We start from the raw sequence: 24,725 nt of genomic DNA, 5'->3' as shown, positions 1-24,725 counted from the left end.
CGAAGCCGACGGGTCGAGACCACGCTCGCCGACGGACGGCGCCTCAGTGGAAAATATGTGGGAGACGGTCGGCACGGTCCTCCAGTTCGGCTTGCTGTCGTTCGCGAAGCTCCGCCGGCGTCAGTTCGCCGTCGACGAGCGCCCGGATCTGCTTGGCGAGTTGCTGTCCGGCGAGCAGATCCGAGTGGCTGACGTACAGTGCCCCTTCGTCGAGCAGTTCCAGGGCGCTTTCCCGGTCACCCGAACGCAGGGTGAGGTCGGTGTCGAATCCGAACGAGAGGATGCGTCTGGAGACGAACTCGGATTTGACCGTCGAAACCACGATTCGTGCGTCCTCGGCGTTCGCTTTCTCCCAGGTGTATCGTTCCATCGCGTCGCCGAAGACGAACGCGTCACAGTCGGCGACCGCGTCCCTGCGGGCCGGGTCGTTTTCGATGACGACGTACGGGTGGTCGAGGTGTTCGCAGGTTTCGACGAGGGTCTGCCCTTGCCGGCCGTAGCCGACGATCACGACGTGATCGGAGAGGTCGGCCGGCACGTCGCTCCACTCGTCGATTTTCTCGTGTCTGCTGCCGAGGAGCCCGTGGTCGGCCAGCGTTCGGTAGATCTGCTCGTCGTAGCGCTGGCTGAGACTCGAGGTCGCCATCGTCACCGCCGCGGCGAGGATGATCGCGTCGAACACCGACTGGGACAGGAGTCCGAGCAGCAGCGCTTCGATCGCGATGATGAGCGCGAACTCGCTGACCTGGTCGGTGTTGAGGCTGGTCAGCGTCGCCGTACGAGCCTCGTACCCCTGGGAGATCAGGATCGCCGTGGTGACCGCCGGCTTCACCACCGCGGTCAGGAGCACGAGGCCGCCCGCGAGAAGCAGCTTTTCGACGGATTCGGTCCATCCGAGTTCGACGAACGGCAGGACGACGAGCGCGCCTATCGTCACGAAGAAGATGGCGACGAAGAAGTCTTTGATCGACTCGAGGCCGTTGAACAGACCCAGATACTCGACGGGGTCGTGACGAACCGCGAGCCCGGCGGCGAAGGCGCCGACGACGATCGAGATGCCCGCGAACTCGGCCGCGCCGACGAACAGCGCGAGCAACGCGACGACCGCGAGGATCATGAGTTCGTCCGAATCTCCAGCGAATTCGCCGACGACGTCGAACAGATAGCGGTTGACGATGAGGGCGGCGACGAGCAACCCGACGCCGTATCCGACCACCGTTGCGACGGAGTCGACCGCGAGCGTCGCGGCGCTCAGGACGAGCACGAACAGGATGGCGAGCAGGTCCTGTACGAAGTGGATGGATCTGGCCAGCCGCCCGCGAACCAGGTTCGTGTCGAACTCCCGTTGCAACAGTGCGGCCCCGACGATCGTCGAGGAGAGCGCCGCAGCGGCGCCGAGGTAGATCGATTCGCCGGGCGGAACGCCGAGCAGGAGTCCGAGGCCGAACCCGAGCGAACCGACGACGAGAATCTGTCCAAACGCGGCGAGTTCGCTGTCGACCAGCACCGTCCGAACTGTCGAGAGTTCGATGTCGACGCCGAACGAGAACACGAGCAGTGCGATCCCGTACTGGGCGAGTTCGAGGGTGAGCTCCGGGTCGACGAAGAAGCCGACGATGACCCCCGCGAGGACGAAAAACGGGACGGTCGGGAGCTCGAACCGGTTGGCCACCAGCAGAAACGGTCCCGTGATGATGAACATGATCGACACCGCAGTGAGCAGGTCAGTCATCGAGATCACCTCCGAGGCGGTCGGCGGGTTCCGGGAACGGTTCCGGACTCTCCAGTAACTCGACGTCGTCGTCGATCGCCTCTTCGAAGGGCGCTTCCTCCTCGAGATACGCCCGCAGGTAGTCGGCGAGTCTGTCGGCGGCGAAGTACGGCGGCATGACGACGCAGTGTGCACCTCTGTCGTAGAGTTCGGTCGCGTGCTCGATCCGCTCGGCCTCGACGAAGACGACGGTGTCCTCGCTGACCTCTCTGAGCAGCGCCTTGTTCACTTCCGGCTGGACCGACGACGAGAGGGCGAACGCCGCCTTCTTTATGGCCGCGTCCTTCCGGATCGTGGCGTTCCGGAAGTCCCCGTAGATCGCGTCGTACCCCTCTTCCTCGAGCGTCTCGATGTGATCGACCGTTCGGTCGACGACGACGACGTCCTCGTAGCGGTCCGCGAGGATCGGGAGGGCGTTGCGCGTCACTTCGTCGTAGCCGATGACGACCGCGTGATCGCGGTACTCCCGCTTGCCGCCCTCGAACGAGCCGTCGCCGGTCCACCTCGAGAGCGTCGGTTCGAACCGCTCGAACAGCTGGTGGTTGAACTCGATGAAGTACACCGAAACGCTCATCGTGAAGATTGCGAGCAGCGTCATGAAACCGAGTACCTCGGCGTCGATGAACCCGCCCTCGAACGCGACGGCGGCGACGATGATGCCGAACTCGCTGACCTGCATCATGTTGATACTGCCCAGAAACGTCGTTTCGGTACCGAACCCCTGCCAGTCGATCAGGTAAAAGAACACGAGGAACTTCACGGGCATCAATACCAGCGCGGCAATAACCGCCTCCTGTGCGTAAAAGAGGAGCTGATCGGTCCCGAGGTCGAGCGCGACCGAGACGAAAAACACCATAACGAACAGGTCGGTCAACGGATTGACGCGGTCCTGCAGCTCCTTGCTGTAGGGGAGCTGTGCGATCGCCAACCCGGCGAGGAACGCCCCCATCTCGATCGAAAGGTACGCCTCGATGCCGAGCGGCGCCAGAAAGAGGTTGACGTTGTCGGAGACGAATACGAACAGGAACGCCCAGGAAAGTGCGACGAGGAAGAACACCTCCTTGTTGTCGGCGATCCGGCGGAAGACGAGCGGTAACACCGTCTGCGACGCGGCGACGGCCGCGACGGTGACGAGTGCGACGAGGACGAGCACGACCCCGAGCGTCGTCGCGACCTCGGCTACGTCGTCCGGACGGCCGGCCGCGAGCACGGCCAGAATGATGACGACAACGATGTCCTGGACGAGCAGGACGCCGACGTCGATCTTGCCGTGTAGCGACGTCGCCTCGTCTTTGTCGGTGAGCATCTTGACGACGACCGCAGTGGAGCTGTACATCACCGCGAGACCGATTAGCAGCGACTCGAGCGGGGTGAAGCCGAGCGCCAGCGAGATCCCCGCACCCGCGAGAAAGACCGCCGTCATCTGCGGAATCGAAATCTTGACGATCGGCGAGAGGATGTACTGGATCTCCTCGAGTCGCATCTTGATTCCGAGCAGAAACAGCAAGAACGCGAGCCCGAGTTCGGACAGCAGCTCCGTCAGTTCGCTCACTTCGACGAGTCCGAGGGCTGCCGGACCGATCACTATTCCGGCGACGATGTAGGCGATGATCGTCGGCTGACCGGTTTGCTTGGCGACGAACCCGGCGAGCGTCGCACTGAAAACAATAATTGCGAGATCGATGGTGAGTGCAACCTCGGAGACCATTCGACCGGGCGTTTGCGTCGAACGGGAATGAGAGTACCGGAACCCGTTTCGGCGGATTCCGTCGAAACGTACCGTCCCCGCCTCGCTCCGTCTCCGGTGATTTAATAGCGACGACGACGGTCACTGACGTATGCCGATTACCGAAAGTGACCTCCCCGGCGTCGGGAAGAAGTTCCAGATCGACCTCGACGATGGACAGACGCTCGTCGTCGTTATCCACAACACCGGTCAACGCGACGTCTTTCTGAAACCCGACGAGGACGCCGATTCCGAGAAGCTGTTCGAACTCTCCGATCAGCTCGCTCGAACGGTCGGCACCATCCTCGAGGGAGCGTACTTCCAGCCGATCAAGACCGAGGACAAAGAGACGACACTCGGCGACGGCACCAGCATCGAGTGGTTCGACGTCCCGGCCGGCTCGCCGCTCGCGGGCGAGTCGATTGCCGACATCCTCGCGGACGAACGGATCGACGTCGCGGTCGTCGCGGTACAACGCGGCGACGATGTCATCCCCGCTTCGACGGCCGAAAAGCGGATCGAGGGCAGCGATACGATCGTCGCGGTCGGCGAAACGACTGCACTCGACCAGTTCGAATCGATGCTCGAAGCTACCGACGGGTCCGCCTGAGATATGCCTGGAACGAGACCGGTAGGAGACGGAACGCGACCACGAGGAGGGAGAACCGATGGCAGCTGAATCGACCGCCCTGATCGACGTCGGCGTCCTGTTCGCAGCCGTCGCTTTGGCCGGACTGCTCGCCAACCGAATCAACCAGTCGGTCATCCCGTTTTACATCCTCATCGGGATGGCGCTGAACCCGTACGTGCTCGGCCGGATCGACTTCCCAGCGCTGCTCGGGACCGATCTCGTCTCGCACGGCGCAGCACTCGCGCTCGCGGAAACCGACTTCATCCATCTCGCCGCCGAACTCGGGATCGTCCTCCTGTTGTTCTTCCTCGGCCTCGAGTTCAACCTCGATCGGCTGATCGCCGCCAAGGAGCGAATCGGGAAAGCCGGAACGGTCGACCTGATAATCAACTTCGGAATCGGCCTCGTGATCGGCTACGCCGTCTTCGGCGCGTTCCTTCCGGCCTTTCTCACCGCCGGGGTCGTCTACATCTCCTCGAGCGCGATCATCACGAAGTCGCTGATCGACCTCGGCTGGATCGCCAACGACGAGGCCGACCCGATGCTCGGGACGCTGGTCTACGAGGACCTGTTCATCGCCGTCTACCTGGCGATCGCGTCCGCGCTCGTCCTCGGGGGCGGCGACATCGGCGAGGCAGCCGGCCAGATCGGCATCGCGGTGGCGTTCATCCTCGTCTTGCTCTTGCTCGTCTACCTCGGCACCGCCTGGTTCCAGCGCAGCCTGGAGATCAACTCCCACGAGTTCGTCGTCCTTCGCGCACTCGGGATCACCGTCCTCATTTCGGGCGCCGCGCTCGCACTCGGGGTCAGCGAGGCCGTCGCGGCCTTCTTCGTCGGGATGGCGTTCTCCTCGACCGACCACGTCCACGAACTCGAGAACCTGCTCGAGCCGCTTCGCGACACCTTCGCGGCGATCTTCTTCTTCTGGATCGGCCTGATCACCGATCCGACGCTGTTCCTCGGCGTCGTCGGACTCATCGCGCTCGCCGTGCTCCTGACGGCACCCTCGAAACTCGTCAGCGGCTACCTCGGCGGCCGCATCTACGATCTCGACGAGCGCCGCTCCGTGCGGGTCGGCCTCGGTATGACGACCCGCGGCGAGTTCTCGCTCATTATCGCGAGTATCGCGCTCGCGGGTGCGGGAACCGGACTCGCGGTGGAAACGGCCGAAACGATCTACGCCTTCGCCGTCGGCTACGTGCTGTTCATGAGCATCCTCGGCACGACGTTCATGCAGTACGCCAACCGGATCGAGGACGTCGTCGTCCCGTTCCTCGAGAGCGAGACGGAGCCGACACCGCAACCGAGCGACGACTGATACTGTCGGGCAGCACTAGTCGAAGATCGGTCGCTCGAACTCGGTCGTCATCGCCGGTGACGGCCGGAATTTCGCGACCGACCCCTCACTGACGTCTGTCTGACAGTATAAGCGCCACTCGAGCGGCGGATCGACCGACTCGTCCCCGCGGTTCGTTCGCGTCCCCTCCGTTCCTGAAACAGTAGGTTCAAGCACGTTGACTTCCTCTCGAAGAGCATGTTACAGGCGGTCGTCTTCGACCTCGATTACACGCTCGCCGTTCCCCAGCGGGACCGGGCGACGATCCTCGAAGACGCAGCGAACGCCGTCGGTGCGCCGGAACTGTCACGAAGCGCGTACCTCGAGGCCCACCGTCGAAATCTCACCCGTGAGACCAGAGAACCAATCTTCGAAGAGTTACTCGCCGGGCGAGACACCGACGCCGAGCCGGCCGACGTCGCCACCGCCTACCGCGACGAGATCGCGGCGTCGCTCGAGCCGCTTCCCGGCGTCGAATCGATGCTCGCGGAACTCGGCGACGAGTACCGGGTCGGACTGCTGACGAACGGCCCCGTCCGCGCCCAGCGGGACAAACTGTCGACGCTGGGATGGGAGGACGCCTTCGACGCGGCGCTGGTGACGGGCGAACTCGAGGCCGGAAAGCCCGACCCCCGCGCGTTCGAGGCAATTACCGACGCCCTCGACGTCGACGCCGAGACGGCGGTGTACGTCGGCGACGAGGTCGAGGCCGATATCCAGGGGGCGACGGGCGCCGGGATGAGCGCGATCCAGGTCCTGCTCGAGGGCGGCCCCGAGCCGGATCCGCGCGCCGTCGCCCACGTCGAGCAGTCGGACGTCTCGACCGCCGTCCCGTCGGCGGTCGCCGAACTCGCCGGGACGACTCACAGTATCGGCTCGTAGAAACTGATTTCTCACCCGTTTCGATCGTGCGACACCGCGACGAGCGCTTCGCTCGCGTGGTTCGATCGAAAAATCACTCCGCACGGACGACGGCCTGAATCACGTCCGTCGCCCGCTTGACCGCCGCGCCGCTCTCGACGAACACCAGCGTCTTCGGTGGCTTCGTCGCCTTCGGCCGGACCCGGAGTTCGACGTCGGACGCCGCATCTGCCGCCGCGTCCTGGCCGCGCTCGAACTCGAGGTGGATTCGATCCGGGTGGACGAACGCGCGCACGAACGGTTCCTCACGTCCGTCGACGACGACGTCGTAGGCGCGGGCGCCGTCCGCCGACGGTTCGACGTCGCGATCGGCGTTGATAACGGAGACGTCCGCGAGTATCCCGTCCTCGCGGCCGTCCAGTTCGGACGCGAGCAGTTCGGCGATCCGTCGACCGTCGGTGGTCCGGTCCTCGACCATACCTCTCGGTCCGTCGGCGGGACCCTAACGCTCTTCGATCAGCGCCGAGCGTGCGACGGTGACGAGGTCGTCGACGTCGATTCCCTCGCGGCGGGCGTAGACGACGGCCGCGGCCTCGATCGTGAGTCCGAGCTCCTGCTGGAGGCCGTTTATTGCGCCGACCGCCTCGTGTTTCTCCATTCCCTCGGCGACGAGCGCGTCGAGAACGCGCTCGAACGCCGACCGTCCCTGGAGGAGGTCCTCCTCCGGAACGAACTCCTCCGGAATCGTCACTTCGGCGGGATCGAACGTGGCCGCGAGTTCGCCGTCCTCGTGCTCGAGCAGTCCCTCCTGGACGGCGACGTCGATCAGTCGCTTCGCCTGATCGGGGGAGAACCAGTCGCGGTCGAGCGAGAGGGCGACGACGAACTCGTTTTCCTGCAGTCGACGACTCCCGTTCTGGATGAACGGGGCGGCAGCGGCGACGCGAAGGCTCATCGAACACGACTCTCTCTAGCGACGAGAAAACGGTGGCGGTTCAGAACGAGGTCGGACCTCGCGCCCCTGGACGACCGCTCTCCAGTGAGGCGGTCGTCGCCTCAGTCGGAGGCTCGTCCGCTGCCACCGTTGCGGTCGGCTCGAGACGGTGGCGGGAACTCGGTCGCCGCCGTCGTCTCCGGGGGGTCCGGGAGGACACAGCGATCGGCCTCCTGGTTTACGTGCTGGTACTGGGTCGGGGCGTTCGCGAGCGGGTGTGCGGGGTTCTGGTCGCTGTCGATCCGGGCGGCTCGAATCTCCGCGAAGCCGTTGAGTCGGGCCTGGATCCCGCGCCAGTGATAGCGCGTTGCCGCCGGTACCGAGACCGGCCGTGGCGGCTTTCTATCCGGGTGTCCCGTCGCGAGGACGGTGTTGTTGACGTTGCTGGCGAGCGCGTCGTGGTCGACGAGGACGCCGACGCGGGCGTCTCGCGGCGCTCGAGCAGCGAGTACGTCCAATCCGAGGTGAAGCGCCCGATACTCGGCCACGTTGTTGTCCGGCGGCGTGTCCGTGGTCGCGATCCGAGCGACACGGGTGCCGTCGCGCGTTTCGATGACGGCGCCCAGACCGCCACCCGACTCGCGGAAGGACCCATCGGTGGCGACGTAGAAGTCACGGTGATGGGTGCGCGGAGGATGGGCAATATGCGGCGTGGGCGACTCGTCGAACAGGTCCCGCAGGGCAGACCGGCCGTGAGCGGCCATACCCGATGTAGGAGGTGTAGCTCACTTAAGCTTGTGGGCGATATCACAAGGTGCGAAAGATTTGCGTTTGCACAGTCGTTTCGTTCGAAGAAACAGCATCTCTGGGCAGACGGTAAAATCACCAACACTTATTAAAGACGTGCCTCTTTTTCCATGTGGTATGAAGGGTGCCAAGAGATACGCCATCGACCGACGAACGCTGTTGAAGATCACGGGTGCCGCGGGAGCCACGACCGGGCTCGGTGCTATTGCCGGCTGTCTGGACGATCCCGACGCAGGCGACGACGAAGACCCCGACGAGATCACGATTACGCTGTCGCAGTTCCCGGACACCATCGACCCCCTCGACCACATCACCGGGGACTACTTCGACGTGTACGACCACATCTACGAGCCGCTGTTCGACTTCGAACCCGGTGAGGGAATCTTCGCACGCGTCGTCGAGGACTGGGAGATCCTCGAGGGAGAGGGTGCAACCGAACTCCAGTTGCGGGACGACGTGGTGTTCCACAACGGCGATGATCTGACCGCAGAGGACATCGCATGGACGATCGAGCGGACGGTCGACCCCGACATGGGCGTCGTCAGCGACATCGGCTCGTTCGGCCTCGGTTCGATCGAGGGCGCGGAGGCCCTCGACGACACGACGCTCGAGGTCCAGTACGCCGCCGCGCCGGGACTCGCGGAGTTCGAGTTCGGCAACTACGCCCGTGCACTCAACATGGAGTGGGCAATCGAGAATCACGACGCCGAGAACGAGGCGATTTCCGGCGCCGACCCCGAGGATTTCAACGGGACGGGCCCGTACGAAGTCGTCGACTTCACGTCCGGCGAGGAGATCGTCCTCGAGCGGTTCGACGACTACTGGGGCGACGAACCGCCGTTCGAGCGCGTGACGTTCAACGCGGACGGCGAATCCAGCGGTCGTGTCGCCTCGCTCGAGACCGCCGAGACCGACCTCACGATCAATATCCTGCCGGAGGACGTCACGACCGTTGAGGAGGCCGACGACATCGAGATCAGGGAGGTGACGAGCTTCCGGAACATCTTCTGTCCGATGAAGAACACGGTCGAGCCGTTCGATAGCGAGGAGTTCCGGCAAGCGATGAACTACGCCGTCGACAACGAGGAGATCGTCAGTTCGGTGCTCAACGGCTACGGCGAAGCGCGAGGTCAGCCGGTTGCACCCGGAATCAACGGCTTCAACGACGAGATCGAACCCTACGAGCAGGACCTCGGTACCGCCGAGAGCCTCGTCGAGGAGAGCGGCTACGGCGGCGCTGAGATCGAACTCACCGTGCCGCAGGGTCGGTACCTCAACGACGCCGAGGTCGGCGAGACCGTCGCCGACCAGATCGACCAGCTCGACAACGTCAGCTGTGATGCGAATATCGTGGACTTCGGCGTCGTCTCCGACGCGAACTCGGCAGGGGTCGATCCCGATACGATCGAGATTCCGTTCTACCTGATCGGCTGGGGGACCATCACCGGCGACACCGACTACGGGGTGCAGGGCTTCTTTACCATCCCCGACAACCCGGCCCGAACGTTCGACGACGAAGAGCTCAGCGACGCGATCCTCGAGAGCCAGGAGATCGAGGACCCGGACGAGCGACGAGCGCAACTCGAGGAAGTCAACCAACTGGCCCACGAGAAGGCGCCGTTCCTGTTCCTCCACACCCAGGAGAGCATCTACGGCGTCAGGGAAGATATCCAGTGGGACCCACGTGAGGACGAAACGGTCTACATCTGGGAGATGGAGACGTAGAAACTCCGGGCAAAGCGAAACCGTAATTACATCTCCCTCGGTTCACTCGATACGTTCCAATGACGGCGGGTAATACGTTCCTATGACTATGGGGAAGTTCCTCGTTCGGCGGATACTCCAGGGTGTATTCGTCATCTGGGGTGTTATTACGATCATGTTCGGGCTCCGAGCAGTGTCTCCGGGCGATCCGGCGACGCTGATGCTCGGGGAGGGAGCGACGCAGGAACTCATCGAGCACGTCCGCGAACAGGAGGGGCTGAACGAGCCGATCTACGTCCAGTACTTCGACTACCTCCAGGGAATGGTCATCGGTGACTTCGGCTACTCCTGGCGGTCCAACAGACAGGTCGAGGCGATGGTGATCGAGCGGGTTCCGGCGACGCTCGAACTCGCGATCGCCGCGACGATCGTCGCGATCGTCATCGCGATTCCGCTGGGCGTGATCTCGGCGACGCGCCGGAACGAGCCCTCCGACTACGGCGCGACGCTGTTCTCGCTGCTCGGCATCTCGACGCCCAACTTCTGGCTTGGTCTCATGCTGATCTTGTTGCTGGGTGTCTGGGCTGGTCTCTTCCCGACCGGTCGCCGGCCCGTCGGATTCGCCGAGGCCGTTACGACGCTCGTGCAGCACGGCTCCGTCTACGACCTGGGGATCTGGTTGAAGTACATCACGCTCCCGGCGATCACGCTCGGAACGTACTTTACGGCGCTCATCACTCGCCTCACCCGGAGCGGCATGGTCGACGAACTCGGCAAACCGTACGTCACGGCGAGTAAGGCGAAAGGACTCCCCTCGGTGCTGGTTCGGTACAAGCACGTGCTGCGCAACACGATGATTCCGATCATCACCGTCCTCGGGCTCCAGATGGGGACCCTGATGGGTGGTGCGGTTATCACGGAGACGGTGTTCAACTGGCCGGGACTCGGACTCCGTCTCATCGACGCGCTGGACGCGCGAGACTGGCCGCTCATGCAGGGTATCGTCGTGTTCATTGCCATCGCGTTCGTCTCGATCAACATCGTCGTCGACGCGCTGTACTCCTACCTCAATCCGCAGGTGAGAGAAGAATGATCTCCGAGAGAGTCAAATCCAATCTGAAACAGACGTTCTCCGAGAGCTTGCTCCCGAAACTCGGCCTCTTACTGCTGGTTTCGATCGTCTTCATGGCGATATTCGCGCCGCTTCTGGCCACGCACGACCCGACGCGAACGGGACACTACGACGAACAGGGCGCCGAGTACCCGCCGCTCGGACACGAGTATACGACGCAGACCCCGCACGAGGGTGATATCGTCGAGATAACGGTCGAGCCGACCACCGAGCACGTTCTCGGGACGAACAACGTCGGACAGGACGTCTACTCGCGGTTCCTCTACGGGGCGCGAGTCTCGCTACTCGTCGGGATTCTCGGGACGAGTATGGCGCTGGCGATCGGCGTCCCGGTCGGGCTCGTCGCGGGCTACTACGGCGGGCGAGTCGACGACGGACTGATGCGCATCGCGGACACCATGCTGGCGTTTCCGGCACTCGTGCTCGCACTGGCCCTGATCGGCGTGTTCGGGGAGTCACCGGTCATGGTCCCAGATCCGATCGTGATGGCCGGCCTCGCCGACGGGATGCCCGAATCGATTCCGATACCAGGGACTGTCACCATCGTCGTCGCGCTCGTCACCTGGGTCTGGTTCGCCCGCGTCGCCCGCGGCGAGGCGCTGTCGATCCGCAACGAAGAGTACGTCAAGGCGGCGCGGAGCTTCGGAACGAGCAACAAAACGATTCTGCTCAAACACGTACTCCCGAACAGTCTGACACCGATAATCGTCCTCGCGACGATCCAGGTCGCAGTTATCATCCTGCTCGAGGCCTCGCTCGCGTATCTCGGATTCTCCGGGACGACGCTCTCGTGGGGCTACGAGATCGAGCGTGGGCAGGACGTCCTCAGGACTCGGCCGTGGGTTTCGATGTTCCCGGGGATCGGCATCGTGTTGGCAGTGATCAGCGTCAACCTGCTCGGCGACTGGTTCCGCGACGCACTGGATCCGAACATCGAGGGAGAAGGACGATGACAGAGGATATACTACAAGTACGCGGTCTTTCGACGCGGTTTTTCACGCAGGAGGGACAGGTAAACGCGGTCTCGGACCTCGACCTGACGATCGAACGCGGGGAGGTCTTCGGGATCGTCGGCGAGAGCGGGAGCGGAAAGAGCGTCACCGCTCGCTCGATCATGGACCTGATCGAACCCCCGGGAGAGATTACCGAGGGCGAGATCCGGTACCGGAACGCCGACTTCGCCGAGACCGTCGGCGACGACCATCCGGGTGCAGTCGACGGAGAGTTCGTGAACCTGCTCGAGTTGCCCCCAGCCATCAGGCAGTCGCTCCGGGGAACGTCGTTCAGCATGATCTTCCAGGATCCGGAGAGCAGTTTCAACCCGACGCTCACTGTCGGCGAGCAACTCGCCGAAGCCGTCGAGGTCCAGCGGCGGGCCAGCGCCCGCCCCCGGTCGACCCGCGCTCGAACCGAGTCCGAAGAGTACTCGCTGGGATCGTTGATGCTCTCGACGGTGTTGCCGTCCAAGAAGTACGTCAGCGACGAGAGCCGCGAGCGGGCGATCGAACTGCTGGAACTGGTCGGGATCCCTGATCCGGTCGAGCGCGCCGACGAGTACCCCCACGAGTACTCCGGCGGGATGCTTCAGCGGGCGATGATCGCCCAGGCGCTCGCCGGCGAGCCGGATATCCTGGTCGCCGACGAGCCGACGACGGCACTCGACGTGACCATCCAGGCGCAGGTGCTCGACCTCCTCGACGACCTCCAGAAGGAGACGGGAATGACGATCCTGCTGATCACGCACAACCTCGGCGTCATCGCGCGCATGTGTGACCGAGTCGGCGTGATGTACGCCGGCGAAATCGTCGAGCGAGGATCGCTCACCGACACCTTCGACGAACACGTTCACCCCTACACCGAGGGCCTGCTCGGCTCGGTACCCGACCTGGAGGGTGCAAACCGCCGACTCCAGCCGATTCCGGGTAACGTTCCGACCCTCCTCGACCACGAAATGGAAGACCGGTGTCACTTCGCCGACCGGTGTCCGAAGGCGATGGAGGACTGTCTCGACCATCCGCCCGAGTTCGACGCCGACGAACGCGGAGACCACGAGGTCCGCTGCGTGCTCGCGGAACGAGACTACGACGAAGGGCGAGCGCTTCCCCCGGACTACTTCGACGAAACCGAGCGGACCGCCGCGGACAAGCACGCCGATCCGGATCGGACCGAAGAGGACGTGCAGCCCGAGCGAACGCAGTCACCCGTCGAGGACTCTGGAGGTGGTGGACTGTGAGCACCGACCGATCGGAACGACCGCTCGTTCGCGTCGATGACCTCCAGAAGTATTTCTGGGAACAGGACTCGATCTTGGACCGGTTGCTGGGCGACGAGCCGGTGCCGGTCCGGGCGGTCGACGGCGTGAGCTTCGAGATCAGGGAGGGTGAAACGCTCGGCCTGGTCGGCGAATCCGGCTGTGGTAAGTCGACCACAGGCGAGACGCTCCTGCGACTGCAGGAGCCGACGGACGGCCAGGTCGAGTTCGACGGCGACAACGTGTACGATCTCTCCGGCAGCGAACTCACCGACTTCCGACGGGAAGCACAGGTCGTCTTCCAGGATCCGTTCTCGAGTCTCGATCCCCGGATGACGGTCGGCGAAACCGTCCAGCAACCCCTCGACGTTCACGAGATCGGCACGGACGACGAGCGACGCGAACGGGTGCGAGACCTCCTGGAGCGCGTCGGCCTCTCGGCCGATCAGCTCGACCGCTATCCCCACGAGTTCTCCGGCGGACAGCGCCAGCGAATCGGCATCGCCCGCGCGCTCGCGCTCGAGCCGGAGTTCATCGTGCTCGACGAGCCGACCTCGGCGCTCGACGTGTCGGTCCAGGCTCAGGTGCTGAACCTGCTCGACGATCTGCAGGCGGAGTTCGATCTCACATACCTGCTGATCAGCCACGATCTCTCCGTGATCCGCCACGTCTGTGACCGCGTCGCCGTGATGTACCTCGGCGAGATCGTCGAGATCGGGCCCGTACAGGAGCTGTTCGACGACCCGAAACACCCCTACACGCAGGCGCTGCTCGAGAGCGTCCCGCGCGCGTCGACCGACGAGCGAGACCGCGATCGGGAGACCCTCGCCGGCGACGTCCCCTCTCCCCGGGATCCGCCGAGCGGCTGTCGGTTCCGGACCCGGTGTCCGCAGGTCATCTCGCCCGAGGAACTCGAGATCGATCAGGAGACCTACCGCGAACTGATGACCCTGCGCGAGCGCGTCGAGCGACGCGACATCTCGCTCGAGACGGTCGGCGACGAGGACCAGTTCGACCTCGACGATGGCACCGTCCCCGACGAAGACGTGCCCGCGTTCGTCGAGGCCCTTCGAAACCGACTCCTCGACACGGATCTCCCCGCAGCCCACGAGGAGATCGTCGAGCGAGCACTGGCGGAACTGGCGAGGGGCAACTGGGACGAGGCCGCAGCGCAGTTGCGCGAAGAGTACGAGAGCGTCTGTGAGCGACAGAATCCCGATCTCGGGAACGGAGGTCACCCGGCTGCGTGTCACCTCTACGGCGAGGCGGCCGACCGACACGAAGGGACGGAGCCGCTGCAGTAGGCTGACACGAGAACCGGCAGCTCGAGTCTTCTCGCCCGATAGAACTTCGGAACAGCGGACTACCTAAAAAACAGAATGACTATCATCGAGAGTGAAGAGCCAATTCGTTTTGGCAGCAGGTGTAATTACAAACGGTGGCTTTCCTCTGGTATGACGCAGACGACCCACTCTCGTATGGAGGCCGCATGTTCGCTGTTAGCCGAATCGGAACGCCGGTATCTGCTCTACCAGCTCGCCGAGAACCGCCGCGGAAACCTCGAGGAGATTACCTCCCGGATCGCCGCGTGGGAGCGCGAGGACGACGGGTCGCTCGACTCTGACCACAGACAGCGCGTCTACGTCTCGCTCGCTCACAACCACCTGCCGCGGCTCGCGGACTACGATATCATCGACTACGATCTGCGAAGCGGCGACGTCGTGCTCAAGGACGGGTTCGACGACATTCGACCGCTGCTCGAGCAGTTCAAACAGACCGAAGAGAAGCCCGAGATTCGCGAGCGACCGTTGCTCTAAAACGCCTCAGCCCATCGCACCCGAGGTTGTCTCGGGTCGTCTGATCCGAGACTCACACCGACCACCGTGCGCTGCCAGCCTCTCGAGTTCGGTCATCTTCCGCTCGATCTCGCTCGATGTTCGTTTCGATTCGAAACGCATAGATCCTCACTCGTGAAACGGCGAGTGTGAGCCGATACCGAAACGCCGCTCTCTTTCTCGTTCTCGCGGCTGTCTGGGGGAGTTCGTTCGTCGCAATCAGCGCGGGGCTCGACCACTTCCCTCCCGTCTTGTTCGCCGCACTCCGGTACGACATCGCGGGTGTGGTGATGCTCGCGTACGCGATGTACGCCGTCGATCACTGGCGACCCGTGGGACGGGCCGAGTGGGCGACGGTCGTCGTCGGCGCCGTCCTGTTGATCGCGGCCTACCACGTGTTTCTGTTCGTCGGCCAGCAGAACACGACGGCGGCTGCCGCCGCCGTACTGGTGAGCCTTTCGCCGGTGTTGACCACCGGGTTCGCGCGGGCTCTGGTCCCGTCCGACGCGCTCTCCGCTATCGGCGTCGTCGGTGTCCTCGTTGGTCTACTTGGCGTCGCCGTCGTCGTCCAGCCGGATCCCTCGAATCTGCTTGCGACGGACGCCGTGGCGAAGTTTCTCGTCTTCTGTGCGGCGGCAGCGTTCGCACTCGGGAGCGTCCTCACGCGACGCATCGACGCGCCGCTTCCGATCGAGACGATGGAGGCCTGGTCGATGCTCGGCGGCGCCCTCCTGATGCACCTCGTGAGTCTCGCGCTCGCCGAACCGATCGAGCCCGCGACCTGGACCGATCCCGAGGCGATCGGCGCGTTAGCGTACCTGGCGCTGGCCGCGAGCGCGTTCGGCTTCCTGCTCTACTTCGACCTGCTCGAGCGACTCGGCGCGGTGGAGATCAACATGGTTTCCTACGTCGCCCCGGTCTTTACGGCGCTCGTCGGCTGGCTCTACCTCGGTGAGGTCGTCGGTGCGACGACCGTCGCCGGCTTCACGCTGATCGCGGTTGGCTTCGTTCTCGTCAAGCGCCGCGCGCTCCGCCAGGAGGTCGTCGCCGCCGGACGGCGTCGCTCCGGGCAGTAAGCCGAGCAAAGAACGGAAAGGCCCGAACTCTACTGTCGGTGTGCGTGACCGACGTAGAGTGCGAGGAGGTTGACCGCCAGCAAGAGGAGAAACGTCCCGGTCTCGGTCGCCGTCGACAGCCCGGTTACGAGCAGGGGGACGTACAGGAACGGCAGCACGATCGCCGTCCAGAACCCGGTCTTTCGAATGGGGTCGGCGAGCGTGGGGAAGAGCCGCTCGATAACGCCGTCGGTGTCCTGTTTTTCGGTGCTCTCACTGGAGGGAGAAGTGCGGGAGTCGTGGGTTGTTGGGGGGCTCGACATCGAAACACCTGGAGACGGATAGTGGTCGACTGCGGTCGCACATATATCGGCGAGACCGTTTCGACTGATTGCGGAGAATTCACTCGAGTAAGGGTCTAGCTGAACCGAATCGAGCGCGAGTGAACGGTTGTTCTGCAACGCTCCGTCAGACGCTCGGCTGACGGAGTTGCACACGCTCTCGACGCGTACAATCATTCGTTTCGACGAACAGTTCGGACCGTTCGCTCGATGGAACGAACTCGACGGTCCTCCATTTCCGAGCGACGGTGTTCGACCGTCTCGGAGATGGTACTGCCAAATATTCGTTCGAAAGTAGACAGAGAACGCTCAGAAACCGGACCCTATTATCAGTTCAGACCAACGTTCGAACGCTGAACGATGGTCGCCGCGAACGCGGCGTCGGGCGACCGTCGCCGTGCCGCGCGATGGGGCTACTGGAAGCCGATCCGGCTGCCCCGACGACCGGTCGGGTCGGGACCGCTCGAGCCGCCCTGGAACTCCTCTTCGATCTGCTCGTAGTAGTCGAGGATGTCGTCGGTGATCGTCGGTCGGACGTTCTCCATGGCCTGTCGGAAGTGGCGCATCTCGACGACGTCAGCGTCGTGATCCTCGCGCAGTGCTTCGATCGCTCCCTCGCGGGCGATCGACTCGAGGTCACTGCCGACGTAGCCGTCCGTGATCTCGGCGATCTCGCGCAGGTTGACGTCTGCCGCCAGCGGCGTCCCCTCCGTGTGGATGTCGAGGATACGTTCGCGACCCTCCATGTCGGGCTCGCCGATCATGACCAGCCGGTCGAATCGACCAGAGCGCAACAGCGCGGGATCGATCATGTCCGGTCGGTTCGTCGCGCCGATGACCATCACGTTCTCCATCTCCTCGAGGCCGTCGAGTTCGGTGAGTAGCTGGTTGACGACGCGCTCGGAGACGTTCGAGCCGACCTCGCCGCCGCGGCCCGGTGCCAGCGCGTCGAGTTCGTCGAAGAAGACCACCGTCGGGGAGACCTGCCGCGCCTTGCGGAAGGTCTGGCGGATCGCCTTCTCGGACTCGCCGACCCACTTCGAGAGCAGCTGCGGGCCGCGCACCGAGATGAAGTTCGCGTTGGTCTCGTTGGCGACGGCCTTGGCCATGAGCGTCTTTCCGGTGCCCGGCGGGCCGTACAGCAGGACGCCGGCCGGTGGATCGATTCCGAGCCGCTCGAACCGGTCGGGGTTGTTCAGCGGCCACTCGACGGACTCCTTGACCTGATCCTTGGCGTCGTGTAGTCCGCCGACGTCGTCCCAAGAGATCTTGGGGAGTTCGACGAGAACCTCCCGCATCGCCGAGGGCTCGACCTCGTTCAGCGCGCCGCGGAAGTCCTGGCGCTTGACGATCATCCGGTCGATCAGGCTCGGCGGGATATCCTCCTCGTCGAGATCGATCTCGGGCAGGTACCGGCGAAGGGCCTTCATCGCGGCCTCCTTCGTCAGCGACTCGATGTCGGCGCCGACGAAGCCGTGGGTCTCGTCGGCCAGGTGTGCGAGGTTGACGTCGTCCGAGAGCGGCATGCCGCGCGTGTGGATCTGGAGAATCTCCTCGCGACCCACCTCGTCGGGGACGCCGATCTCGATCTCGCGGTCGAATCGGCCCGGTCGACGGAGTGCGGGGTCGACCGAGTCGACCCGGTTGGTCGCTGCGATGACGATGACCTGGCCGCGAGCCTCGAGGCCGTCCATCATCGTGAGCAGTTGGGCGACGACGCGGCGCTCGACCTCGCCGGTCACGTCTTCGCGCTTGGGCGCGATCGAATCGAGTTCGTCGATGAAGATGATGGCGGGCGACTCCTCGCTCGCGTCCTCGAAGATCTCGCGTAACTGCTGTTCGGACTCCCCGTAGTACTTCGAGATGATCTCGGGGCCGGCGATGGAGAAGAAACTGGCGGAGGTCTCGTTGGCGACCGCCTTGGCGAGCAGCGTCTTCCCCGTCCCTGGCGGTCCGTGTAACAGGACGCCCTGGGGCGGCTCGATCCCCAGTTTCTTGAAGATCTGGGGATGTTTCATCGGCAACTCCACCATCTCGCGCACGCGCTGGATCTCGCCTTGCAGGCCGCCGATGTCCTCGTAGGTGATCCCGCCACCGGTCTTCTCGAAGCCGGAGATCGGCTCCTCCCGGAGTTCGACGTCCGTATCCTCAGTGATGAGGACCACGCCCTCCGGTTCGGTTTCGACGGCGATCAGCGGGATCGCCTGACCGGGCGACCGCATAAACGGATGGTTCGTCGAGGACATCACGGGAACGATGTCCCGGCCGACGACCGGACGCTTCAGGATCTGGCGTTTCACCATGCCGGCGGCGTCCGATCCGAACTGGACCGACGCCTCCTCCGGCGGCGCGAGGACCAGTTTATCGGCCTTCGTCGCCTCCGCTTTCCGGATGGTCACCCGTTCGCCGATACCGACGTCGGCGTTCTGCCTGGTGAATCCGTCGATGCGGACGGTATCGGTGTTCCAGTCCTGCCGGTCAGCACGCCACACCTTCGCGGCAGTCGTATCTGCACCTTCGATCTCGATTATGTCGCCCGGACTGAGCTTTAAATGCAACAGCGTGTCCGGGTCGAGTCGGGCGATGCCACGACCCGAGTCGTTCGGGTATGCCTTCGCGACCTCCAGTTGGACTTCGTTCATGATTCGGGATGGACGGCGATGTCAGTGATTCCGATTCGGGAGCGGATATGTTTTTTGCTAGCGTTAATCTCCACCGTGCTAGGTAACACCACATCTAATTCAGATGGGAGGATACATAGATGTACCGGCTTCGGTGGGTTTTGAGCCTTCTGCAGGAACTGAAAACCGTTTTGCAGAAACTGAGAAGGTGCCTTTTTGAGTCCTCCGATCGCCCGTTGGAGTATGCAAACGCTCGCGTTCGACGGCCGAATGGGTGCAAGCGGCGACATGATCCTCGCCGCGTTGCTCGACGCCGGGGCCGACCCGGCGGCCCTCGAGCCCGTCACGACGGCGCTGGACCTCGAGTATCGGATCGACGAGGCAGTCAAGAGCGGCATCGCGGCGACGAGCGTGGACGTGCTCCTGACCGACGCCGACGCCGGCAGTGACGGTTCGGACGAGCACGAACAGAGCCGCGACGATGGGCACGAGCACCCGCACGACGGCAACCACGGTCACGAACACGGCCACGGGGCCGATCACGAGCACGGCGAAGATGACCACCAGCACGCACACGACGAGCATGGCGCACACGACCACGCCCACGACGAAGGCGTCCGCGCCGAGGGTCACGGCCCCCACCGCAGTTACCTCGAGGTCTGCGAGATCGTCGAGGGGATGGGGCTCGAGCCGGCGGTCGAACGCGACGCGCTCGCGATCTTCGAACTGCTGGGCGAGGCCGAGGCCAGCGTCCACGGCGAATCGCTCGAGGAGATTCACTTCCACGAGGTCGGTGCCGACGACGCGATTGCGGACGTCGTCGGCGCAGTTCTGCTGGTTCACGACCTCGAGCCCGAACGGATCGTGACGACTCCGCTCGCGACCGGCGGCGGGACCGTCTCGATGAGCCACGGCGAGTATCCCGTCCCGACGCCCGCGGTCGTCGAAATCGCCCAGCGAGCGGACTGGCCGCTTCGCGGCGGTCCGGTCGACGCGGAGCTGCTGACACCGACCGGCGCGGCGATCCTCGGCCACCTCGCCGACGGCGTCGACTCGCTCCCGTCGCTCGACCTCGAGGACTCGGGTTACGGTGCCGGCGGCTACGATCTCGATCCCCATCCGAACGTGCTCCGGGCGCTGGTTGGCGACGGCGGGCGCGAACTCGTGAAAGACGATATCGCGGTGCTCGAGACCAACCTCGACGACGCGACGCCGGAGGTGCTCGGCGGGCTTCAGGAGACGCTCGCGGACGCGGGCGCACGGGACGTTTCTATTCTTCCGGCGACGATGAAGAAGTCTCGTCCGGGTCACCTCGTGAAGGTGATCTGCAAGCCAGAAGACCGTGAGCGCGTCGCGCGAGCGCTCGCCGAGGAGACCGGGACGCTCGGCGTTCGCGACGCCGGCGCGACCCACCGCTGGATCGCCCAGCGCGAGTTCGAGACGGTGGCACTCGAGGTCGAGGGCGAGACGCACGAGGTGACGGTGAAGGTCGCAAGCGACGCCGATGGGACAGTCTACGATGTCAGCGCGGAGTACGACGACGTCGCGGCCGTCGCGACCGAGACGGGTCTGCCTCGCAGGGAGGTGTTGCGACGCGCGGAAGACGCATTCGCCTTCGAACGGTAACCCGAAACGGAACGCAGCGTCGTATCGTCACCAGGCCGTCCGTTACCCGCGACCGGCGTATCTGAAGAACGGAAACGAAGTTGCCCTGGTTCGCTACGATCGAGCACTGGCCAAGAGCAGCCAGTAGACCGACCCGGGAACGACTACTCGCACTTCGTATAGTTCTTTTTATACTTCTCGTACTCGCGCTTCTTGCGCTCGTAGGCGCGCTTTTTCTTCTGTAGTTCTTTTTCGCTCACGCAACCGTTCCCGTGTTTCTTTTTATACTTCTCGTACTCGCGCTTCTTGTGCTTGTAAGCGCGCTTCTTCTCCTCGAGTTTCTTTTTGCCCTTCTTTTTCTTCGGCGGTTCGGGCGGCTCCGGCGGTCCGGGCGGCTCTGGTGGCACCTCCGCACACGGGGCGTCGATCGCCTGCACGTTCGCGTCGAACAGGACGTCATCCTCGTAGACGATGAGGAGGGACGAGGGATCGAGGTTGCCGGGAAGCGGAATTACGGCGACGCCATCCGCGCCAACTGGCACGTTGTACGTCTCGACGATGTCGCCGACGAAGGTCACCTGCGCGAAGAGGGTGTCACCTTCGGGGATGTCCGTCGTCGTGATCGTGATCGCGTCACAGGTCACCTCGAGGTTCTCGATGCGGGGATCCTCGGGCTCGGGTGGGTCCGGCGGTTCGGGCGTACACGGAGCATCTTCGGCGACAACCTCTTGATTGTCAAGTACGAGGTCGTCGAGCAGAACGACGAGGTTCGTGGGGTTGAGATTTCCGGGGAGTGCGAACGTCGTCTGGTTGTTCTGAACGGTAGCCTGGAACGTCTGCTCCGTCTCGGTGCCATCCGCGTCGAGGAAGGTAACCACCGCGGTCAGCGTCGCCCCGTCGGGGATGTTCATCGTGGTGACGGTGATCTCGTCGCAGGTCACCGTGAAGTCCATGAGCGCGGGTTGTGGGTCGTCGGGATCGCACTCGTAGAACGTCGCGTTGCTGATGTCGGGTGAACCCGGCGGCAGACAGAACGTGGTGACGCCTGACTCGACGGGGGCGATGTAGCAGTTCAGTCCTGCCTTGAGCGTGACGTAGTCCGCACCCTCGGGAATCTCCTCTGGTGTGAAACACTGCCCGGTAAGTCCCGTAAACAGCGGGAACAACGGGGATGGGACGTCGCAATCAGGCTGTGCTTCGACGCACGCGATACACTGTCTGACCTGCGGTCCGGGGACGAACGTCTCGCAGAACTCGGCGACGACGCTCCCCTGGTTCTGTTGAGGGGCGGTCTCTTGCTGTGCATCTGCAGACATTGTCGATAGTCCACCCAACCCGACCGCACCGGCCGCGCCGGCTGCGGCGATTCCTTGTAGATATGTTCTCCGTTTGAATCTACTGTCGGTGTTAGCTTCCTCGCGTACCATACACGATTCTCAAACAGTATTACTTGCTTTTGTTATGAAGAAATTGAAACTAAATAGAGGAGTATTCCCTGTCAACGGACCGGTTTTGTGAAAGCAACGATCAACGAACTCGTTTCGAGGGATGTCCGGCGACGAGTGGCCGCCTGCTCTCGAATAAGGATTACCGTACTGTAGCGAGGTATCGGCTGAACGGCTGTCCTCCATCTCCATCATCGAACCCGAAGGGACGTCCACCGGGTGTCACGGACGCGGTCGATATCTGGAATCGCCAAAGCGAACTGATCCATGCGGTTTTCTCGATCGTCGGTGCCGTCCGGCTGCCCACGATCTCGAGACAGTGGCGCTCGAGGTCGACGGCGAGTGGTATGAGGTGACGGTGAAAATCGCAAGCGACGTCGACAGCGAAGTGTACGACGTGAGCGCGGAGGACGACGACGCGGCGAGGGTGGTTCGAGAGACTGGAGTAGCGATCCGCGAGATCGCCCAGCGTGTCGAACATGCAGTACCCGCGGCACAGAAGAGACAAATCGAGTGACGAGCACGAGACGGCGCTCGCTCGCAAACTCCGGCGTCGGTTCGTCTTTCGACTCCGGAACAGATCGCGAACGGCTGCAGGAAAGTGTGACTGGCGATCACCGAGGAGACACCGGTCGCTACGATCGGCTCGTCGACAAAGGAGGTATCACGGCGACAGTCGGATCAGTCGTCGATGTCGATATCGATGTCGATCGAGTCATCTCCGAGAGACGTGCTCGTCGACTGTGAGACGTTCACGCTGGTGCTTACCTCGCCGTCAGCACCGTCTTCACCGTCTTCGCCGGGCTCGCCGTCCGCCTGGACGACCGCCGTCGACGTCGATTCGGTTCCGTCGTCGGAGACCGTGGTTACCGAGAGGGAGACGGCCTCCTCGGCGTCGACGATCACGTCGACGTGGGCCGCGTCGGTATCGGAGTCATCCGTGTAGGTCACCGCACCCCATGGAAACGTCTCGGTGTCGGTCAGTTCGTTTTCGTCGGCGTGGTCGTCCGTCGCGCCGGACTCCGTCGTCGTCGAGACGGAAACGTCACTCGATTCTTCGACGACCACGTCGACGTGCGTTTCGCCAGTCTCGGGGTCGGTTTCGTGGGTCACCGTTCCCCAGTGGAATTCCGTTTCAGTCATCGTTTCAGTGCCGTTCGATTCGTCATCGGCGAGGTCGGTCGCGCTCGCTACGAGCGGGGCGCCAAAAACTCCCGCAGCGACGACTACGCCGAGAGTTAGTCCAAGTCCGATGAGTACTATGCTCGCCGTCTGTCTATTCATGTTGAATGTTCCTCCACCGAGAGCCACCATCGGTCTCTCGCTACGTCGTCGAACCACCCGGTTCGTTTTGAACGGCTGGAATCGTTTCACCGGTAGTCGTCCCCTGATCGAGTCACCGGTTTCGATCCGGTGTTCACAACGACTGAATACAATACCGACAAAAAACGTGCAACGTCGACGAGCACAGGACATATACAATTCATTACTGCCGAACAGAGGGGGCTCCTCGATTGTTTCACCGTCGATGCCTCTGGCGGAGCGCTAGCCTCGAGAGGTCAATTCTCTTCGACGAGTCCCGTTCCGATAGCCGCAGGCGAACTGAGCTCTCTGCGACGAATCGATCAAGCCCGACGGCTCGAACCCAGTCACGCGCCTGTTCGAACGGCGAATCCGTTATTCGTCGGCATCATCCTCTCTTGGGGTCCGGTCCCGACGGTTTCGGCGGCTCCGTCGCCCCCCGTTTGCGGTCGTGTTCAGCGCCGTCGACAGACACTCGAGCGGTCCGGGTCGCGTCGGTGAGAAGGATCTACGAGGATATCCTCCCGCTATCAGATGGACGTGCTCGCCACACCACCGATCGGTACGTTCTATGTGGTCATGATAGTCAGTTCCGTAGAAACCCGTTCGAGACGGTAGAGTTACTCGAGAGTCACGACGTCACACATCGTCCACTCCAAGAGATCGATCCATATCGAACAACCTGGGACGGCGAGTTCCCGGATGGCCACTGTGATCCATTTCGACATCACTGGTAAGCGCTGCGAGCATCAGAATCACGCTTTCGCTCTCGGCCACCTGAGAGCCCGCAGTCGTTGCGGAGGGTGCCGGGACTTGTCGACGACAGTTACTGTACTCGGATAGGCGGACCCGTGGCCGCTAGCCGTTGTTCGGCGATGATCGACAGGGTACGGAGCCAGAACCCTCGATAAAATTGGTCTGATCGTCCGTATGGAACGGCAATTCACAGCAAAAAAAGCCGTAATACAGTTCTATCGATTAGGTGTCGATATCGATCTGGATGTCGACATCGCTAACGTTGCCGGCGTCGCCGCCGTCGCCACCGTCACCGGCGAAAGCAGTCTGGTCCACGTCAGCGAAGTTCTGCTGGTTTACGAACTGGGTCTGAGACACTCCAGCGCTGGCGAACGCGCCGTTACCATTGTGTTTCTTGTCTTTCTTGTCGTGCTTCTTGTCTTTCTTGTCGTGATCAGCAGCACCATTAGACACGCTTGCCTCAGCAGCAGCTACCTGACTGTTGGAGTTCTGCTGATTCACCTCGGCGAAGTTGACTGCGTCACCGCCGTCACCGCCGTCACCGCCGCTAGCGTCAAGCCCGATGTCGACGTCTTGAGCCGCCGCTGTTCCGGCGAACCCCATGAACATGAG

The 24,725-nt window shown here is 63.3% G+C and carries 22 protein-coding genes; 12 read left to right on the top strand and 10 right to left on the bottom strand.

The window, feature by feature from the left end; translation table 11 throughout:
• Positions 1-43 precede the first annotated feature (43 nt).
• Both CV102_RS24695 and CV102_RS24690 read right to left on the bottom strand, forming a co-directional pair.
• Positions 44-1,732: a cation:proton antiporter gene (locus CV102_RS24695; RefSeq protein ID WP_148860663.1), complete on the bottom strand. Its 1,689-nt coding sequence runs from the start codon at positions 1,730-1,732 to the stop codon at positions 44-46.
• A complete protein-coding gene (locus CV102_RS24690; RefSeq protein ID WP_148860662.1) occupies positions 1,725-3,479 on the bottom strand; it encodes a cation:proton antiporter in 1,755 nt (584 codons plus the stop codon). Before CV102_RS24690 ends, CV102_RS24695 begins: the two co-directional genes overlap by 8 nt.
• A gap of 130 nt (positions 3,480-3,609) precedes the next feature.
• On the opposite strand from CV102_RS24690, the gene CV102_RS24685 reads away from it, so the two are divergent.
• The 3 genes from CV102_RS24685 to CV102_RS24675 all read left to right on the top strand — a co-directional run bounded on the left by CV102_RS24685 (position 3,610) and on the right by CV102_RS24675 (position 6,346).
• Positions 3,610-4,107, top strand: a complete 498-nt coding sequence (locus CV102_RS24685; protein ID WP_148860661.1) for a cation:proton antiporter regulatory subunit — start codon at positions 3,610-3,612, stop codon at positions 4,105-4,107.
• A gap of 58 nt (positions 4,108-4,165) precedes the next feature.
• The gene (locus tag CV102_RS24680) at positions 4,166-5,446 is read left to right on the top strand and encodes a cation:proton antiporter (RefSeq protein ID WP_148860660.1); all 1,281 of its coding nucleotides are present in this window, start codon (positions 4,166-4,168) and stop codon (positions 5,444-5,446) included.
• 216 nt (positions 5,447-5,662) lie between these two features.
• Positions 5,663-6,346, top strand: coding sequence for an HAD family hydrolase (locus tag CV102_RS24675; protein ID WP_148860659.1), 684 nt, complete (start codon positions 5,663-5,665; stop codon positions 6,344-6,346).
• Positions 6,347-6,419: 73 nt separating this feature from the next.
• On the opposite strand, the gene CV102_RS24670 is transcribed toward CV102_RS24675, so the two are convergent.
• The 3 genes from CV102_RS24670 to CV102_RS24660 all read right to left on the bottom strand — a co-directional run bounded on the left by CV102_RS24670 (position 6,420) and on the right by CV102_RS24660 (position 8,023).
• Positions 6,420-6,803 carry a hypothetical protein gene (locus CV102_RS24670; protein ID WP_148860658.1) on the bottom strand — a complete coding sequence of 128 codons (384 nt, stop codon included), beginning with the start codon at positions 6,801-6,803 and terminating at the stop codon, positions 6,420-6,422.
• Positions 6,804-6,827: 24 nt separating this feature from the next.
• Positions 6,828-7,280: a DUF2240 family protein gene (locus CV102_RS24665; RefSeq protein WP_148860657.1), complete on the bottom strand. Its 453-nt coding sequence runs from the start codon at positions 7,278-7,280 to the stop codon at positions 6,828-6,830.
• Between the two features lie 101 nt (positions 7,281-7,381).
• Positions 7,382-8,023, bottom strand: coding sequence for a reverse transcriptase-like protein (locus tag CV102_RS24660; protein ID WP_148860656.1), 642 nt, complete (start codon positions 8,021-8,023; stop codon positions 7,382-7,384).
• A 160-nt stretch (positions 8,024-8,183) separates the two neighbouring features.
• Here CV102_RS24660 and CV102_RS24655 point away from each other — a divergent pair, with 160 nt between their 5' ends.
• The 7 genes from CV102_RS24655 to CV102_RS24625 all read left to right on the top strand — a co-directional run bounded on the left by CV102_RS24655 (position 8,184) and on the right by CV102_RS24625 (position 16,064).
• Positions 8,184-9,791 (top strand): ABC transporter substrate-binding protein, encoded by a 1,608-nt coding sequence (locus CV102_RS24655; protein WP_148860655.1) that lies wholly within the window; start codon positions 8,184-8,186, stop codon positions 9,789-9,791.
• Positions 9,792-9,873: 82 nt separating this feature from the next.
• Complete coding sequence (locus tag CV102_RS24650) at positions 9,874-10,863, top strand: ABC transporter permease (RefSeq protein ID WP_148860654.1); 990 nt, start codon at positions 9,874-9,876, stop codon at positions 10,861-10,863.
• Positions 10,860-11,855, top strand: a complete 996-nt coding sequence (locus tag CV102_RS24645; protein ID WP_148860653.1) for an ABC transporter permease — start codon at positions 10,860-10,862, stop codon at positions 11,853-11,855. The genes CV102_RS24650 and CV102_RS24645 overlap by 4 nt, the downstream gene beginning before the upstream one ends.
• Positions 11,852-13,135, top strand: a complete 1,284-nt coding sequence (locus CV102_RS24640; protein ID WP_148860652.1) for an ABC transporter ATP-binding protein — start codon at positions 11,852-11,854, stop codon at positions 13,133-13,135. Before CV102_RS24645 ends, CV102_RS24640 begins: the two co-directional genes overlap by 4 nt.
• Entirely contained in the window at positions 13,132-14,457 is a 1,326-nt protein-coding gene (locus tag CV102_RS24635; RefSeq protein WP_148860651.1) for an ABC transporter ATP-binding protein, read from the top strand. Before CV102_RS24640 ends, CV102_RS24635 begins: the two co-directional genes overlap by 4 nt.
• A 150-nt stretch (positions 14,458-14,607) precedes the next feature.
• Positions 14,608-14,970 carry a DUF7344 domain-containing protein gene (locus CV102_RS24630; protein ID WP_148860650.1) on the top strand — a complete coding sequence of 121 codons (363 nt, stop codon included), beginning with the start codon at positions 14,608-14,610 and terminating at the stop codon, positions 14,968-14,970.
• A 167-nt stretch (positions 14,971-15,137) separates the two neighbouring features.
• Entirely contained in the window at positions 15,138-16,064 is a 927-nt protein-coding gene (locus CV102_RS24625) for a DMT family transporter (RefSeq protein WP_148860649.1), read from the top strand.
• 29 nt (positions 16,065-16,093) lie between these two features.
• Here the strand turns inward: CV102_RS24625 and CV102_RS24620 are convergent, their stop codons facing one another.
• Both CV102_RS24620 and CV102_RS24615 read right to left on the bottom strand, forming a co-directional pair.
• A complete protein-coding gene (locus CV102_RS24620) occupies positions 16,094-16,366 on the bottom strand; it encodes a hypothetical protein (RefSeq protein ID WP_148860648.1) in 273 nt (90 codons plus the stop codon).
• Positions 16,367-16,797: 431 nt separating this feature from the next.
• The gene (locus CV102_RS24615; protein ID WP_148860647.1) at positions 16,798-19,026 is read right to left on the bottom strand and encodes a CDC48 family AAA ATPase; all 2,229 of its coding nucleotides are present in this window, start codon (positions 19,024-19,026) and stop codon (positions 16,798-16,800) included.
• A 222-nt stretch (positions 19,027-19,248) separates the two neighbouring features.
• Here CV102_RS24615 and larC point away from each other — a divergent pair, with 222 nt between their 5' ends.
• Positions 19,249-20,631, top strand: coding sequence for a nickel pincer cofactor biosynthesis protein LarC (larC, locus tag CV102_RS24610; protein WP_148860646.1), 1,383 nt, complete (start codon positions 19,249-19,251; stop codon positions 20,629-20,631).
• Positions 20,632-20,774: 143 nt separating this feature from the next.
• Here larC and CV102_RS24605 read toward each other — a convergent pair whose 3' ends face one another.
• A complete protein-coding gene (locus tag CV102_RS24605) occupies positions 20,775-21,926 on the bottom strand; it encodes a hypothetical protein (protein ID WP_148860645.1) in 1,152 nt (383 codons plus the stop codon).
• 448 nt (positions 21,927-22,374) lie between these two features.
• On the opposite strand from CV102_RS24605, the gene CV102_RS24600 reads away from it, so the two are divergent.
• Positions 22,375-22,572: a hypothetical protein gene (locus CV102_RS24600; protein ID WP_187433108.1), complete on the top strand. Its 198-nt coding sequence runs from the start codon at positions 22,375-22,377 to the stop codon at positions 22,570-22,572.
• Between the two features lie 164 nt (positions 22,573-22,736).
• Here CV102_RS24600 and CV102_RS24595 read toward each other — a convergent pair whose 3' ends face one another.
• Entirely contained in the window at positions 22,737-23,198 is a 462-nt protein-coding gene (locus CV102_RS24595) for a hypothetical protein (protein WP_148860644.1), read from the bottom strand.
• A gap of 1,137 nt (positions 23,199-24,335) precedes the next feature.
• Positions 24,336-24,725, bottom strand: a 390-nt coding sequence (locus CV102_RS26310) for a hypothetical protein (RefSeq protein ID WP_187433107.1), incomplete at its 5' end; no start/stop codon positions are given.

The organism is Natronococcus pandeyae, assembly GCF_008122205.1.
GTDB lineage: Archaea > Halobacteriota > Halobacteria > Halobacteriales > Natrialbaceae > Natronococcus > Natronococcus pandeyae.
Note: the sequence above shows the minus strand (reverse complement) of the source record. Positions and strands in the feature narration are given on the sequence as shown.

What these genes read in the sequence shown, in the direction of transcription:
- CV102_RS24620 (WP_148860648.1), bottom strand. Translation starts at nt 16,366, where the DNA reads ATGTCGAGCCCCCCAACAACCCACGACTCCCGCACTTCTCCCTCCAGT.
- CV102_RS24605 (WP_148860645.1), bottom strand. Translation starts at nt 21,926, where the DNA reads ATGTCTGCAGATGCACAGCAAGAGACCGCCCCTCAACAGAACCAGGGG.
- CV102_RS24680 (WP_148860660.1), top strand. Translation starts at nt 4,166, where the DNA reads ATGGCAGCTGAATCGACCGCCCTGATCGACGTCGGCGTCCTGTTCGCA.
- CV102_RS24665 (WP_148860657.1), bottom strand. Translation starts at nt 7,280, where the DNA reads ATGAGCCTTCGCGTCGCCGCTGCCGCCCCGTTCATCCAGAACGGGAGT.
- CV102_RS24650 (WP_148860654.1), top strand. Translation starts at nt 9,874, where the DNA reads ATGACTATGGGGAAGTTCCTCGTTCGGCGGATACTCCAGGGTGTATTC.
- CV102_RS24670 (WP_148860658.1), bottom strand. Translation starts at nt 6,803, where the DNA reads ATGGTCGAGGACCGGACCACCGACGGTCGACGGATCGCCGAACTGCTC.
- CV102_RS24630 (WP_148860650.1), top strand. Translation starts at nt 14,608, where the DNA reads ATGACGCAGACGACCCACTCTCGTATGGAGGCCGCATGTTCGCTGTTA.
- CV102_RS24660 (WP_148860656.1), bottom strand. Translation starts at nt 8,023, where the DNA reads ATGGCCGCTCACGGCCGGTCTGCCCTGCGGGACCTGTTCGACGAGTCG.
- CV102_RS24685 (WP_148860661.1), top strand. Translation starts at nt 3,610, where the DNA reads ATGCCGATTACCGAAAGTGACCTCCCCGGCGTCGGGAAGAAGTTCCAG.
- CV102_RS24690 (WP_148860662.1), bottom strand. Translation starts at nt 3,479, where the DNA reads ATGGTCTCCGAGGTTGCACTCACCATCGATCTCGCAATTATTGTTTTC.
- larC (WP_148860646.1), top strand. Translation starts at nt 19,249, where the DNA reads ATGCAAACGCTCGCGTTCGACGGCCGAATGGGTGCAAGCGGCGACATG.
- CV102_RS24640 (WP_148860652.1), top strand. Translation starts at nt 11,852, where the DNA reads ATGACAGAGGATATACTACAAGTACGCGGTCTTTCGACGCGGTTTTTC.
- CV102_RS24615 (WP_148860647.1), bottom strand. Translation starts at nt 19,026, where the DNA reads ATGAACGAAGTCCAACTGGAGGTCGCGAAGGCATACCCGAACGACTCG.
- CV102_RS24645 (WP_148860653.1), top strand. Translation starts at nt 10,860, where the DNA reads ATGATCTCCGAGAGAGTCAAATCCAATCTGAAACAGACGTTCTCCGAG.
- CV102_RS24675 (WP_148860659.1), top strand. Translation starts at nt 5,663, where the DNA reads ATGTTACAGGCGGTCGTCTTCGACCTCGATTACACGCTCGCCGTTCCC.
- CV102_RS24695 (WP_148860663.1), bottom strand. Translation starts at nt 1,732, where the DNA reads ATGACTGACCTGCTCACTGCGGTGTCGATCATGTTCATCATCACGGGA.
- CV102_RS24595 (WP_148860644.1), bottom strand. Translation starts at nt 23,198, where the DNA reads ATGACTGAAACGGAATTCCACTGGGGAACGGTGACCCACGAAACCGAC.
- CV102_RS24655 (WP_148860655.1), top strand. Translation starts at nt 8,184, where the DNA reads ATGAAGGGTGCCAAGAGATACGCCATCGACCGACGAACGCTGTTGAAG.